The 13889-nt window shown below is 33.9% G+C and carries 17 protein-coding genes; 3 read left to right on the forward strand and 14 right to left on the reverse strand.

Annotated features, from left to right (window positions below):
- Positions 1-92: 92 nt before the first annotated feature.
- The 5 genes from AMD00_RS11825 to AMD00_RS11840 all read right to left on the reverse strand — a co-directional run bounded on the left by AMD00_RS11825 (position 93) and on the right by AMD00_RS11840 (position 5151).
- Complete coding sequence (locus AMD00_RS11825; protein ID WP_053417268.1) at positions 93-1052, reverse strand: YpdA family putative bacillithiol disulfide reductase; 960 nt, start codon at positions 1050-1052, stop codon at positions 93-95.
- A gap of 292 nt (positions 1053-1344) precedes the next feature.
- Positions 1345-1491 (reverse strand): hypothetical protein, encoded by a 147-nt coding sequence (locus AMD00_RS23565; RefSeq protein WP_169786354.1) that lies wholly within the window; start codon positions 1489-1491, stop codon positions 1345-1347.
- A gap of 429 nt (positions 1492-1920) precedes the next feature.
- Positions 1921-2598, reverse strand: a complete 678-nt coding sequence (locus tag AMD00_RS11830; RefSeq protein ID WP_053417269.1) for a LysM peptidoglycan-binding domain-containing protein — start codon at positions 2596-2598, stop codon at positions 1921-1923.
- Positions 2599-2672: 74 nt separating this feature from the next.
- Positions 2673-4118, reverse strand: coding sequence for a RecQ family ATP-dependent DNA helicase (locus tag AMD00_RS11835; protein ID WP_053417270.1), 1446 nt, complete (start codon positions 4116-4118; stop codon positions 2673-2675).
- A gap of 1 nt (position 4119) precedes the next feature.
- The gene (locus tag AMD00_RS11840) at positions 4120-5151 is read right to left on the reverse strand and encodes a helix-turn-helix domain-containing protein (RefSeq protein WP_169786355.1); all 1032 of its coding nucleotides are present in this window, start codon (positions 5149-5151) and stop codon (positions 4120-4122) included.
- Positions 5152-5256: 105 nt separating this feature from the next.
- Between AMD00_RS11840 and AMD00_RS11845 the strand changes: the two genes are divergently transcribed.
- Entirely contained in the window at positions 5257-5505 is a 249-nt protein-coding gene (locus AMD00_RS11845; RefSeq protein WP_038190800.1) for a ferredoxin, read from the forward strand.
- Between the two features lie 149 nt (positions 5506-5654).
- On the opposite strand, the gene AMD00_RS11850 is transcribed toward AMD00_RS11845, so the two are convergent.
- Both AMD00_RS11850 and AMD00_RS11855 read right to left on the reverse strand, forming a co-directional pair.
- Positions 5655-6320: a DUF1129 family protein gene (locus AMD00_RS11850; RefSeq protein WP_053417272.1), complete on the reverse strand. Its 666-nt coding sequence runs from the start codon at positions 6318-6320 to the stop codon at positions 5655-5657.
- Between the two features lie 73 nt (positions 6321-6393).
- Positions 6394-6720, reverse strand: coding sequence for a PadR family transcriptional regulator (locus tag AMD00_RS11855; protein WP_053418280.1), 327 nt, complete (start codon positions 6718-6720; stop codon positions 6394-6396).
- A 217-nt stretch (positions 6721-6937) separates the two neighbouring features.
- Between AMD00_RS11855 and AMD00_RS11860 the strand changes: the two genes are divergently transcribed.
- Positions 6938-7720, forward strand: coding sequence for an enoyl-ACP reductase FabI (locus AMD00_RS11860; protein WP_053417273.1), 783 nt, complete (start codon positions 6938-6940; stop codon positions 7718-7720).
- A gap of 284 nt (positions 7721-8004) precedes the next feature.
- On the opposite strand, the gene AMD00_RS11870 is transcribed toward AMD00_RS11860, so the two are convergent.
- The 6 genes from AMD00_RS11870 to AMD00_RS11900 all read right to left on the reverse strand — a co-directional run bounded on the left by AMD00_RS11870 (position 8005) and on the right by AMD00_RS11900 (position 12551).
- Positions 8005-8553 (reverse strand): AAA family ATPase, encoded by a 549-nt coding sequence (locus AMD00_RS11870; RefSeq protein WP_053417275.1) that lies wholly within the window; start codon positions 8551-8553, stop codon positions 8005-8007.
- A gap of 19 nt (positions 8554-8572) precedes the next feature.
- Positions 8573-9052 carry a tetratricopeptide repeat protein gene (locus AMD00_RS11875; protein ID WP_053417276.1) on the reverse strand — a complete coding sequence of 160 codons (480 nt, stop codon included), beginning with the start codon at positions 9050-9052 and terminating at the stop codon, positions 8573-8575.
- 781 nt (positions 9053-9833) lie between these two features.
- Positions 9834-10547, reverse strand: coding sequence for a Type 1 glutamine amidotransferase-like domain-containing protein (locus AMD00_RS11885; RefSeq protein WP_053417278.1), 714 nt, complete (start codon positions 10545-10547; stop codon positions 9834-9836).
- 74 nt (positions 10548-10621) lie between these two features.
- Positions 10622-11410 carry an ABC transporter permease gene (locus AMD00_RS11890; protein WP_053417279.1) on the reverse strand — a complete coding sequence of 263 codons (789 nt, stop codon included), beginning with the start codon at positions 11408-11410 and terminating at the stop codon, positions 10622-10624.
- Entirely contained in the window at positions 11407-12315 is a 909-nt protein-coding gene (locus AMD00_RS11895; RefSeq protein ID WP_053417280.1) for an ABC transporter ATP-binding protein, read from the reverse strand. Before AMD00_RS11895 ends, AMD00_RS11890 begins: the two co-directional genes overlap by 4 nt.
- Positions 12315-12551, reverse strand: coding sequence for a PLD nuclease N-terminal domain-containing protein (locus tag AMD00_RS11900; RefSeq protein WP_053417281.1), 237 nt, complete (start codon positions 12549-12551; stop codon positions 12315-12317). Before AMD00_RS11900 ends, AMD00_RS11895 begins: the two co-directional genes overlap by 1 nt.
- Before the next feature lie 214 nt (positions 12552-12765).
- Between AMD00_RS11900 and AMD00_RS11905 the strand changes: the two genes are divergently transcribed.
- Positions 12766-13305: a helix-turn-helix domain-containing protein gene (locus AMD00_RS11905; protein ID WP_053417282.1), complete on the forward strand. Its 540-nt coding sequence runs from the start codon at positions 12766-12768 to the stop codon at positions 13303-13305.
- Between the two features lie 189 nt (positions 13306-13494).
- Here the strand turns inward: AMD00_RS11905 and AMD00_RS11910 are convergent, their stop codons facing one another.
- Complete coding sequence (locus AMD00_RS11910; RefSeq protein WP_245639508.1) at positions 13495-13845, reverse strand: cupin domain-containing protein; 351 nt, start codon at positions 13843-13845, stop codon at positions 13495-13497.
- Between the last annotated feature and the right edge of the window lie 44 nt (positions 13846-13889).

Consider the following 13889-nt stretch of genomic DNA (forward strand, 5'->3'; position numbering starts at 1 on the left):
GTCGCCGGTACAATACCGACAACTGGTTGGATAAATGCTTTTTTGATCCCTGTCTTAAATACAGGGGTCAGTCCCTAGTGTGACAGCTTTTATTATTTCTCTTGAATGAAGTTGGCAATGAGATTACCATGGAAACGACCATTTTCAATGAAAATTTCATTAGCATTATTTCCAGCTGCGATCACACCCGCGATAAATAAGCCTGGAACATTCGTTTCCATTGTTTCAGGATTATAAGTTGGGCGTCCTGTTTCACTGTCTACTGTCACACCCATTGCACGGATGAAATCATGATCTGGATGGTAGCCTGTCATAGCAAAGACAAAATCATTTTTCACTGCAAATTCTTTGCCATCTTTTGATAAGATAACTTCATCTTCCTTGAATGCAATAACATTTGTCTCAAACATCATTTCTACTTCACCATTGCGCACTAGGGCGTCGAAGTCTGGCAGTACCCATGGTTTTATACTTGGTGAGTATTCTGCACCTCTGTAAACAACTGTTACACGAGCACCTGCTTTATGAAGAGCTAATGCTGCATCAATTGAAGAGTTTTTCCCACCAACTACTAATACATCTGTATCAAAATAAGGGTGAGCTTCTTTAAAATAGTGATGGACTTTAGGTAGTTCTTCCCCTTCAATCCCCATGTAATTTGGATGATCATAATAACCCGTTGAGATTACGACATATGGAGTTATATATTGATCTTTATCTGTTTTAACTTCGAATGTACCGTTCTTTGGTGTTACATTAAGAACCGTTTCAAAGCGATTAATTTGAATGTCTTTACGTTTTACTACTTCACGGTAGTATACTAAAGCCTGATTTCGTTTCGGTTTAGGCTGTTCAATGATAAATGGTACATCTCCAATGGCTAACTTTTCACTTGAACTAAAGAATGTTTGATGTGTTGGGTAATTGTAAATGGCATTTACAATATTTCCTTTTTCAATCACTATTGGTTGTAACCCAATTTCTTGTAATGAAATCGCTGCCGCTAAACCACATGGGCCGCCACCTACGATAATTGCATCTATTTGACGCATGAACCTTCACTCCTCATAAATAAACATCTCCTATAAACAAGGAGATGTGACACTGTATACTCTTTTATCATCTCTATTATACGCGCATCCATTAAATATTTCTTGGTTCTTGCACTATTTTCGACAAGCTTATGTTAAATTTAACTGCTTTTTTCTACAAAGATTAAGCTGGCTCTACAAATATGTAGAATCAGCTCTGTTTTACTGTTGGTATTTCGAAAGCGAAGAGATAACAATAGCCACCATTATTTGAAGTTAGAAAAACCGTATCCATTTGAAGACAGGCAACCAGTTAATGAAACCATTCAAATGCTAGTGCAATCAAATAAAGCGGAACTCCAATAATTAACATCCCCGCAAAAAGGTAAGAAATACTTGTGAAAATAAATTTAATAAAATCATAAATAGCACCAGCTAAGTCATCAATAAGCCGTAACATCTCTAGCCTCCTAATTAAAAACTGTCTAGATGAAGATAAAGTAAATCGATAAGAGGAAACAATAGTTTAATAAATTGATTCGACATGCTCCCCAATATACCTGCTTTAATTAAATTTGGGATATTTCCCAATTCGCTATTCAGCATGATGTTCATTCTCTAATGATGAATTTGCTCCTATCTTTAATAGGATAGATATAGAGAGTACTACTAACTAGATTTTATTAAAACAATATTTTAAAAAATACACACTAAGACAAAAAAAGCAGACAATGACTACAATGTCACTGTCTGCAATAGAACTTCCTCCTGAATGTTGGTGAATAATGAAACAACCACAATGTTAGGAAGAAAAGAGTACTAGGTATTCTTTAGAATAATTTCACGTTACCAATCATTATCAGATATCTATTCAATTTTATAACAATAGCTATTGAGGGATCGCCAAGCTCGTTCCAACTACAACATTATCACCAGTCAAGCCATTTGCTTGTTTAATCTTCGCTATGCCATCTATACTTCCGTAATACTTCATGGCTATGTTATAAAGTGTATCCCCTGTTTGAACAGTATGTAAACGACCACTCGACTGCGCCTGTTGATAGGCTTCTGAAGGAGAGGTTGTATTAGTTTCAGTAGTCTGTCCGTTATTATTTGGAGGTGTTGTAATAGGTTCCTTTGGAGGTTCTACCACTGTATTGTCATCCTTCTTTGTAGGTGCATCCACTTTTTCTTTATTTGCTTTCTTTTCTTCTTTAACTTTTTCTTTTTCCTTCTTGTTTTCCGCTTTTTCTTCAGCTTTTGCTTGTGTATTTGCTTTTGTATTGGTTTCAAATTTCACATGGTCTTTTTCTAATTCCGTTTCTTCATTACCACCTTTGTCATAGAAAAAACCTACATAAATAAGGATGGATATTGGAATCGATATAAAGATAACGGCTAAAATCGTTGGTAATGGATTAATACGTCGTTTCTTTTTCTTTTTATTATTACCATGAAGCTGACTACGGGTCATTCTCGAAGGGTTTTCGTTATTCTCGGAATCGAGCTTTAACTTAATGGTTTGACGATGCTCTTCTATTTTTTCGCGATAATCCTTTTGAGCCATCTTAACCCCTCCTTTTTCACTAGTACTATTCTATATTATGACGAAATAAAACATAAAAGTAAATGTACGTTCTGTTAAAGATTCGGCAATAAAGCAGTCAATCTATCTTCCCATGAAGCTATATTTTCCTGCACTTCTAAATTCTTTCTCCACTTCAAAATTGCACCAAATTCTATACCACAATAATGGCAGCAATGAGCAGGTTTTTCTCCTAATGACTGCCCAAAGTAATGTAGTAGCTGCTCACGTATACATTTCTCTGCTGTTACAAGTTCCTTCATTTCATCTACTTGATGCACTTTACTAAAACGAATTGCAGTAAGCTTTTGTTGCACTTCTTCTGGTGTCAAACTTTGCATCCAATATGAAAGTACACGAAATCCAGTTTCACTTATTTGATGTTGATCTAGCATAATTGCTGGGTTTTCGCCTTGTTGCATGTAGGCTGCATACTGTTCCACATGGCGTTGCTGAGGTAAATCTTCTGTGACGATAAATTTCGTCATATCCTCATCATTTGGAACATAGAGCAATATGGACAGTGCGTCCTGTCCATCACGTCCTGCACGTCCTACCTCTTGCATATAGTTGGCTACAGTAGATGGTATATGATCGTGAATGATTTGACGAACATTATCTTTGTGAACCCCCATACCAAAAGCGTTAGTTGCACAAATCCATTCGAGTTGCCCAGCCAAAAATTGCTGTTGGATAAATTGTCTATCTTCTGCCTCCATCCCAGCATGATATGCTGCTGCTCGAATACCATTAGCTAAAAGTTGCTCTGCATAGATACCCGTTTTTTTACGGGACTGTGTATATATGATCCCTGGACCACAAGTTGTTAAGACATGATCCACTATCCATGGGGCTTTTTCAGCTGCATTTTCAAGTTGCACTACATCATAATGTAAATTTAAACGGTCCACAGAATGAATATATTCAAAAGGTTCGTTCATATGCAAATAATTCTTCATATCTTTTACAACTTGCTCTGTTGCAGTAGCACTTAATGCTAAAATTGGTGGACGTTTTGTATTATCTAGCCAGTCAGTAATTTTTAAATAATCTGGTCTAAAATCAAACCCCCATTGAGAAATACAATGCGCTTCATCTACAACAATTAGCCCTAACTGCATTTCACGAAGTGCTCCTTGTACTTGTGGATTCATCAACATTTCCGGTGATGTAAAAATGAATCGATATTGCTGTAAATGCTGTAATACATTTCGTTTCTCTGACATTTGCAAAAATGAATTTAATGCTACAACACGCTTTTCGCCAAATCGTTTTAATTGTTCTACTTGATCTTGCATTAACGATAACAGTGGGGAAATGATTAATATCGGTTTATTTAATATATAACCAGGTAATTGATAACAAAGTGACTTTCCCATTCCCGTAGGTAAAAGAGCAATCACATCATGATTTTCAATAATTGCTTCTATTACTTCCTTTTGACCAGAGCGAAATGTTGAATAACCAAAATGTTGTTGTAACAGCTGCTCCAAATTCGTCATTTTACATTTCTCCTTTCGCAGCAAGAATGAGCCTAATTTGGAAATAAGAAAGTTCAGGAACGGCCTCACGCAATACTTTTAATTTTTTACTATTTTCTTGTTTTACAGCATGTACAATTACCTCAACATCTTGAGATGCCACAAATTGTCCAAGTGGAAACTGAGGCATAGTCATCGCCATCTCTACGAAATGATCTTCAATTGTACTTTCTTTCAAACGGCGCATCGTAGCAATTTGTTCTAACGTAAAACCTTGTTGAAACAAGTTTGCAGTTTTTTGGGAAGACTCTGTTAATAGTTGTTCAATACGTACTCCTTCAGCAAGTTGTGACAAATAACGCTTGGGCTCTTCATATAAAGCATCTAACCACATATGCAGTGCTTCTATATAAGCTAGTTGAACATCTAACAAAGAACTATTTTGTTCTCTAGCAAGCTGTTGCCAAGTCCATCCAGGTGTATTAAATCCACTTAAACGATAGAGTAGAAGATTTAATGAGGAATCTTCAATATCCAATCTATTCAGAGAATCTGAGATTTCAACTCTTATTGCCTGATAAAATGTGTCTGATTTATAATTATTTTTTACTAAAAAATTTTTTACCCATAATTGAATATCTTCATCTTTCTGGATAGGAGCAAACGATTTTGTTTCCTGTACAGAATATGACAATGATTGTACGACTAATGATAATCTTTTGAAAAAGATATGCTCATTTCCGCGATAATACCAACCATTAAAATGCATAGATTTACTTTTTTCAAGTACCTCTAAACCGGTATTTGTTAGTATAAAATACTGTTCATCTCTATATGTAGCATAGCCTAACTCAATTAGTTGGTCTGCATGCTCCATATATTTTTCTTTTGTGAGTTTGGGTGTTAAGCCGAAAAATGAATGGAGGTTAAAATTTCCTACATCTTGAATTGTTTGTCCTGAACGTTTTCCTTTTAGCAAATGAAAACCTGCTGAAACGGAACGTTCACCCCCAAATTTATGAAAAATCTGTAACAAAATTTGTTGTATGTACAATGCGATTTCCCCCATGAATAAGTAATTTTGGTTGAAATGTGTTGAAAAGCACTTTAGAATGAAAAGGAAGCTAATTAGGAGCGATTGTAAAAAGGAGAGAGAAGCATGGCGAAATTTACCATTGTTGATAAAGATACATGTATTGCATGTGGTGCTTGCGGCGCTGCTGCACCAGATATTTATGATTATGATGATGAGGGTATTGCCTTCGTTATTCTAGATGATAACATGGGAACTGAAGAAGTTCCAGATGATCTAATGGAAGATATGCAAGATGCTTTCGAAGGATGTCCTACTGATTCAATTAAAGTAGCTGACGAGTCTTTTGAAGGCGATGCATTGAAATACGAATAGTATTACCGTTCGGTGGCTATTTTCACTTTTAGTGGAAATAGTCTTTTTTATTGTAGTCATATACTGCACTAGATGTCCGTATGTTGAGTAAAAGTTATATATTCCGTTTCGAATAGAGAAAAAACTGCAGAATTGCTTCTGCAGTTTTTTTAATAACTTTTCGTCCGATCACGTTTCATTAAATAACTAATCAGTAATAATGCAGATCCTGCACCTAGCTGAGTAAACCAAGTAATATTAACAAGAGGACCTAGCTCATCAGTAAGGTAAAGAATAGCTATAAACAAGCCGAATGTTACTACTCCCAAAACACCTGATTTAACCACAGTTCTTTTCGACATTTTTTCTTCAAAGGCACCTTGTTTTAACTGCTTCAATATTACATATAGTAAGCCCGAACCTATTGCAACAACAGCAACGACATTTATAATAGAGGAATATAAATAAATCTGATCTGATTTTGTGAAATAGCGTCCTATCGCTCCAATAATAATGAACCAACCAATTATGTCACATAATATTTCGACACCGAAAGTAATAAGATTTCCCTTCTTTTCTTTCGGCAATGCCTCCACTATTTCTTCAGCATACACTTTTGGATTAGAACCAAACACATCACTTGCTGTTTTCCCTTCCGCCTGAGCTGATAATAAATGGTCGAGAATCTCTGTTAATACTTCCTCTGATTGACGTTCAGAAAGTAATAAATGCGATCTAATATAGATGAGTAATTTATCAAAATAGATTTCATTTTCTTTCGTTAATAGCTTACGTTTTTCATTAGTTTCTGATATTAACTTCTTCACTATAACCATTTCCACTAATCCCCTTTCGATAGTCGTTCACAACACTTAGAATTTTATAATATGTAGAATTAATCATTACTTATTATCCCTTCTCTTTCATTAACTTTCCTACAGCATCAGAAATACCGAGCCATTCAGAGCGAATATCATCTAATGCTTCTTTGCCTGCTGTTGTAAGTTTATAATATTTACGATTCGGACCTGAATCTGAAGGTCTCATTTCACCTGTAATTAAATCATTCTTTTGAAGTCGTAGTAGTACCGGATAAATTGTCCCTTCACTGACATCAGATAGGCCTACCATTTGTAGCTTTTTTGAAAGCTCGTAGCCATAGACAAATTCATTTTCAATCACTGCCAATATACAGCCATCTAATATGCCCTTTAGCAATTGACTTCTAATTGTCACCATATTCAACTCCTCTCAGTACATTGCAAGACAAGGTACTAAGTAAATAAAATACTACTTTGTATAACAAAGTAGCTACATTGACTATATATTGAAATGGTTTGGTTGTCAACTACATGGTTATACAAAGTAGTTAAATCACTAGTTGCATTAAGAGTCAATTTAGGGTAAGATTTTAGTATCAGGTACTAATAGTAACTATACACAGGAGGCTATTATGGAGAACTTACTACAATTAAAAGATAAAAATATCGTCGTAATGGGCGTGGCAAATGATCGTAGCATTGCATGGGGAATCGCAAAATCTCTTTTCGAAGTCGGCGCTAACGTCATCTTTACATATCGAAAAGAACGCTCTTTAATGAAATTGGAAAAGTTAATGGCAGGTTATGAAGACCAAGAGGCTACTTTCATCCAATGTGATGTGAATAGCGATGAAAGTATTAAGGCTGCTTTCGATACAATTGGTGCTAAAGTTGGTACAATTCATGGTATCGTACATTCAGTGGCATTTGCAAACGCAGAGGATTTAAAAAACCGTTTCCTTGAGACTTCACGTGATGGTTATGCTTTTGCACAAGACACAAGTGCCTATTCACTAATTGCAGCTACAAAAGCTGCACATCCTTATATGACTGAAGGCGGTTCAATTGTAACGATGAGTTATCTTGGCGCTGAACGTGTCTTAGAAGGATACAATGTTATGGGTGTTGCTAAAGCAGCTCTTGAAGCATCTGTAAGATATTTAGCGGCGGATATCGGTGCTGATAATATTCGTGTTAATGCGATTTCAGCTGGGGCAATTAAAACATTAGCAGCAAAAGGCGTACCTTCATTCAACAAAATTTTAAACCGAATTGAAGAAAGCGCACCATTAAAACGTAATGTTACACAAGCTGAAGTAGCTGATATGACTATCGTTATGCTGAGTCATTTATCTCGTGGCGTCACTGGAGAAACGATTTATATTGATGGTGGCTATAATATTATGGGAATTTAATTTTAAAACGCACTCATAAGAGTGCGTTTTTTTGTATGTCTTACTTGTCTATTAATTTACAATTTCTCAGAAATTGTAACCATACCAAAATACTTTACGGGTCCATTTTCTTTGGATTTTACTCCTTTAATTCCAAAGCAAAAACTTGCGATCCAAGAAGCAATCCATAGGAAAAAATATAGATTTATAATGCCGTTCATACTTAATGTGCTCAAATAGAACAACAGAATCCCTACAATGCAAAAAACAACCGACAGTACACCATATCTCCCATTTAAAAACATTTAGTTCTTTCCTAGGATTTTATAATGATCATTCTGGATATAATCGATTACCTCATCAATGTATGATTCTAAAGGCTGTAAAGTATCTATCTTTAAACATTTCAGCTCTTCTGGTTTTTTACTATTTTGAACCGAATATAAAAAATCCTCTTTTGAATTTATAGACGCGATCTGACTCAACTTTCTATTTCTTGAAGCTAACCGATGATTAATTTCTTCAAAGTCATTTAGTAAGCACTCCACATATTTATAAGTTACATTATGCTTCTTCTGTAGTGAAAGTCCTCTTTCAATTAATTCATCATACAAGCATGGACTATCAAGAATCACATTATTACCTAGTCCAAGATAATAATCGATTAACTGCCAATCGATTTCATAAGAAATAGAGCCCGATGTTTTTCTATCTAAAGCTTCAGTGCTACTTGTTAATAAGGCTGATTTAATGATGTCATGATCAACGATAATCGCTCCTGTACGCTTTGCAATAGCTTGCGCAAGCGTGGATTTACCTGAACCAGGAAATCCAGACATTTGAATAAAAAACACTGTTCTACACCCCCCTACTCTACCAAACTAGGTGAAGTTTATCTTTATAAAAATGGATAGCACGCTCGTAATCTTTAATACTTGCATCTTTTGTAGACGTTGTAATCACATCAAGTAGTTGCCCAATTGAATCTTCGTGCTTTTTCAAATTGAATAAGGTCATTGCGTAAAATACTTGAAGCGCTTTGAATTCCGGATATTTTGTAATACCTTCTTGAAATACTTTTTCCGACTTCTGATATTCCCCAATTGTTCGAAAAGTACTTCCTAAGCCAAGATAAGCGTTAGGCTCATCTTGATTATCTAAACCAAGTTTGATAGCTTTTTCATAATAAGGTATGGCTTCATTTTCAAGACCTAGAACATCAAAACTCCATGCAGTTTGATAATTAACAAATGCATCTTCTGGAAAGTCATGTTGTATATTCATCATTAATTGGTTGGAGTCTTTTAATAAATTATTGGCTCGTAGTTTCAAAACCTTCTCAAGTCTTTGCATATATCAGCTCACTCCCTAATATACAATGGGCTAATAACCCATTTAATCTTACTCTACAAAGATTACATATATTAGTACCTCTTCCGTTTTGCCGCATGCTCTAATTTCTTTGTACAGCTTACACAATGAAAGTTTTTTGCTTTTCTCTCTTTATATAGCTTGTAATGCTTCGTGCCTTCTATCAATTTATAAGGTTCTTTACACAAACCACAGATTACTTCATAGTAAATAACCATCGTTTATTGCCCCTCTCCATATAATTTTTTTTGATTCCTCCGCCTAACTTTCAATTTAATATGCGACCAGAGATCATCATCTCTTCATATAACTGACCAGTTCTAATCCAATAAATTATTCGATATGTTCCCAATAGCGAAACACCAAGTATTAGGATAATCATGAATACGAATAGATCTAATCTATTTATTGGTTCTAGGCGATCTATATTAATTGCTAACCAAATACTTAAAAAGATTATAATTAAATAAAAGCATATATTGGGAATTACCCACAGAATCCTTCTCAGTTTTTTATTCATATGGATACACCTCGCTTCAACTCTCCAATGCATATATCTCATTATCCTATAAATTCAAAATAATTACATCTAAATATAAAAAAGACTAACTAATTTCAGCTAGTCTTTTTCCTTATATCAAAATCATCTAATTTATAAAAACATCATAGTAACATGTTCAACATATTTTTTTAAAACAATAAAGGTATTAATTAAGAGAAATGTTGTTGGCTTTAAATACTTACATTTCCTAATCTTAAATAGCTAACCCAGCATTATAACTTCCATATGTTCTTCAGTAAATTTAATATCTGTTGACAGTGAATATGCTGATGAATTTTTTTTTGAAATAACACATTTTGCTGATTCACCATTTTTAAAGTGGACAGCAGCGCCATCATCTACTGCTAGTCCAGATGAAATTCTTCCATTACTTATAAGCTTAAATAGCGCTTGTTTACTCTCTACATTATTGTAGTAAGGGCATAAAACTCCTTTTATTAAACCTAAGCCTGCGGAAATTTTGTATACTAAGGATTCATCCTTCCATATCCCTTCTTCAAACAAGTATATTGCGCTAGTACCTGATCCAACTATGATTTGCCCTTTATGATAGGCTTCTTTAAGTTTCTCTTCCATCCTAAACTTTCTCCATGTATTGATCATAAAATTCAAGTTACCATCACCAATATAAAGAATGTCTTGTTTCTCTATTATGGAATCAACACATTTTTCATTCATGTCTGAAATCGTAATATGTGTAGGCTTACAATTCTTAATAGAAAAAACTTTATAAAAATCTTTAATATACCTTTCACTATCTTCACTCGCTGTTGCTATAAAACAAATGCTAGGCTTTATATTTATTGCTTGCTGTAATATATATTGTTCTAGTAATGGATTATCTATATTTGTCGAAAATTCTCCGCTTCCGAGTGCAATAAATTGCAACATCTTACTGTCATCTATAGGGGTCATGGTATGATACCTCTCCAGTTAAAATTCATTGATTTATTGTTTTTATATTTTGAAACTTCTAATACTATCTGAATCTACTTAGGTTGGAATTTTTTTTTCACGATCCAATGATACGTAAACATGACTGTTAGAATTACCCAAAGAATTGTTGCAAAAAAATTAATAGAAAAGTTTGCTCCCACTGAGCCTGTTATAAGCAAATTCATCGCATGTTTGCTCATTCCAGCTGGATTTATCACATCTAAGACAGGATGAAGTCCAACTAACATTCTACAAATTAGTAACGTAATAATACCTATTAATGCAATTAACGCTTGGCTATTTAACACTGCGCTTAGCATTGTAGTGAACGATAAGCAAAAAAGGATCCACAATAAATAACAAAAAAGTGCAGTAATCATTAATGTTAACTCTATACCGGTAAACAGGAAATGAATGTATAACAAAGAAGCGACGTAACCAATCCCCACACTTATTGAGACTAATAAATAATTAGAAAGGAGCTTTCCACCAATATAAGAACTAACAGTAACTGGCCTTGTTAAAATAAATGCTAACATTCCACTTGATTTATCTGATTGAATTAACCCCATCATAGCAATGACAATTATCATTATGCCAAGTTGATCGAATTGTGAACCCAACGTTGCTGCAAGAACCTGTCCTCCTGTCTGTTCAGTCATAGATGGATCAATTGAAATCCCTTGTGCACCACCAAGTGTTTTTAAAATTGCGGGTAAGTAATATGTCATAATTGGCTGCGTCGTACCTAAAAAGATAAATACAAGGGGCAACCAGATTACTTTGAAATCATTCAATACTTGACTATATTCTTTTTTCATTAGTACAGCTAAAGAATTCATGTTCCCACCACCAATTTCAAAAATATTTCTTCAAGGGTTTCGTGTTTATCAATTTCAAAACGTATGATATCAACATTATTTTCTAGTGCATTCTGGATAAGAGAATTTTTATATTTTACAACATCATCTAATGTAATTTTTACTTTATGGCCAGTCATTTCTGCATCTTTTACATACGGGAGCATTTTCACAGTATCTACCCAAGATTTATCATTATGTGTGATTTCTAAATATACAACAGGTTTACTATTACGACTTATCAAGTCAAGCATTGTTGTATCTTCAATTTTCATTCCATTTTTAATGACAACGAATCTTTCACAAATCTCCTCTGCATCACTTAATATATGGGTTGATAATAATATTGTCGTTTCTTGCTTAATTTCTTGAATCAAATTTAGAACCTCTCTTCTACCTATCGGGTCTAAGGCTGAGACCGGTTCATCCATTACGATAAAAGCAGGTTTATGTAACAACGCCTGTGCTATACCAAGTCTTTGCTTCATACCGCCTGAGAAAGTTCGAATTTTGGCATCCTCTTCATCTGAAAGTCCTACTTTAGCTAATATTATCGGTACATCTCTAATCAATTCTTTTTTTGAAATGCCCGACAGTTGCCCCATAAAAAAGAGTGTTTCTTTCGCAGTCATCCATTCATAAAAATTTGGATACTGGGGAAGGTACCCTATTTCACGCTTCATTTTTGAGATGTTTTTACCCTCTAACAGTACTTCACCTTCATCTGTTTGAAGGATATCGGCAATTATCTTAATTAATGTAGATTTTCCGGCTCCATTTGGTCCTATTAATCCTACGCATTGACCCGTTTCTAATTCCATTGAAAATTGACTAACTGCTTTCTTTTCCCTAAATTTTTTGGATACATTTTTAATTTCTAGTTTCATTATGCTCTACTGTCCTTTCTTCCTATTACGAAATATAAAATCGGACCTATCGTATTGCAAAATAAAATAACAAGTGTCCAAATAAATACATTTTCCCTCGTCTTACGATTACGATATAAATCTAATAAAGCAATCAAAATTAAAATAAATCCTACTGCCATAAAAGGTAATATGATTGGTAAAACTCCCATCCAATCTATATCCTTTAAATCTTCCAGACTATAATGTAATTGCATTTTAAATCCCCTCTCTTGAATCTAACATTTTATTATCATTATTGATAATGATAATATAAGTGTATTACATTTGTATAGACTTTTCTCAAATTATATTAATTCAACTAATTATTATAAATTAAAAATAATATAACTGTTGTACTTGTAATTTTAATAATTCATGTTGATAATATTATCAATATGGATAATGAATAATTTTTTCAAAGGAGAAACAATGAAAAATAAAGCTGAAGTTTTAATTCACCCTGTAAGAATGAAAATATCTCAAGCTCTTATGAGAAATAAAGAAACTGGTCTCACTCCACTTGAAATGGTGAAGATTATAGAAGATGTGCCACAGGCCACTCTATATAGACATATTCAAGTGCTTTTAGATGCTGGTATTATTCAAATAATTAAAGAGAAAAAAGTCAGATCTGTATTTGAGAAATACTATTCACTAAACGAGGAAGCTGCTCGACTTGACTCAGAAGAATGGCAAAAATTATCTAAAGAAGAAAAAATTAGTTATTTATCTTATTATCAATTATCATTAATGACTCAATATGAAAGTTATTTATCAGGGTTAGAACTAGACGGTTCTAAAGAAGACAAGGCAACCTTTTCGCTGTTAGAATTAAAAATTGACGATGAACATTTTGATAATTTCCAGCAAGAATTAAATAGTTTAATGCTCAAGTATTATAATAAAAAAATTAACAACCAGAATATACCTACACGTACAGTTGCAGTAACAATTATTCCAAAATCTTAGCCTTAAAATATGATTAAGACTACACCATAATTAAGTGAAAATAATGAGAAGGTAAAGTTGCTCGCATTTGATACCTTCTTGCCATTTTTTGAATATTGGAAAATTAATTTAAATAAATACAAAATAGGCATATAAAAAGGACTAGCTGATTATCTAGGCTAGTCCTTTTATTATTAATTTTCATTTCATCTAGAAATCCATCTTTAATGAAAGCATGTCAGACGCTCTCAATTCATCACTCTCTATTACCATCACTTGCATACCGCATTCACTAGTAGTTTCATGCCATTCACCCTTGTCCCAAAACACAACATCACCGGGACCTACTGTTTTTCCGCCTTCTTTACCAACAACATTGCCTGTTCCGTTTAATACGATAAGCAATTGATTCGTTACTGTTTGATGGTTACCTATCACACCATTCTCTTCTAAAGTCATTAGACTAATATTCGTTGCAGTTGAAGTTTGGCAAATATGCGATAGCTGAAAATCCGAATCAAACACATTCATCTGTCTTTTAGATATATTAAATATTTGCAATTACTCTCACCCCTAAATGTTTAAAGCTATCTATTATTTCAATC

Source organism: Viridibacillus arvi (assembly GCF_001274945.1).
Lineage (GTDB): Bacteria > Bacillota > Bacilli > Bacillales_A > Planococcaceae > Viridibacillus > Viridibacillus arvi.